The sequence below is a fragment of the Geminicoccus harenae genome (assembly GCF_019800005.1).
GTDB classification, from domain to species: Bacteria; Pseudomonadota; Alphaproteobacteria; order Geminicoccales; family Geminicoccaceae; genus Geminicoccus; species Geminicoccus harenae.
The window spans coordinates 1-615 of sequence record NZ_JABGCL010000234.1; the positions used below are offsets into that span (position 1 = coordinate 1).

The window sequence follows — 615 nt, forward strand, 5'->3', positions numbered from 1 at the left end:
CTGAATGCGATTCGCTACATGGCGCGCAGCGGCGGCGGCTGGCGGATGTTGCCGAAGGACTTCCCACCCTGGCCGACCGTGTACTGGTGGTTCCGCCGCTTCGTTCGCCTGCTCTTGTTCCGCACGATCCACGACGTTGCGCTGATGTTGGACCGCGAACGGGCGGGGCGGGAAGCCAGCCCTTCTGCCGGTATCTTGGATAGCCAGTCGGTCAAGGCGCCGCATGGCCAGACGAGGGGCTACGACGCCGGCAAGAAGGTGCTGGGCCGCAAGCGGCACATCGCGGTGGACACCGATGGCCGGCTGCTGATGGTCAACCTGACCAGTGCCGATGTCTCGGACAGCGCCGGCGCCCAGACCATCCTTGCTACCATCCGCAAGCGCTGGCCCTGGCTGAAACACCTATTCGCCGATGGTGCCTACGACCGCGGCAAGCTGATGAGCAAAGCTGCCTTCCTCGACTTCGTCGTCGAGATCGTCCGACGCATCGATCACGAGCCGGGCTTCAAGGTCCTTCCACGCAGGTGGGTGGTCGAGCGCACCTTCGGCTGGATGGTTCGCTGGCGCCGCCTGGTGCGGGACTACGAGGCCAGGCTCGATGTGTCCGAAGCCTTC

General features: G+C 65.4%; 1 protein-coding gene. It reads left to right on the forward strand.

Annotated features, from left to right (window positions below):
- Positions 1–615, forward strand: a 615-nt coding sequence (locus HLA95_RS27735) for an IS5 family transposase (protein WP_222185198.1), incomplete at both ends; no start/stop codon positions are given.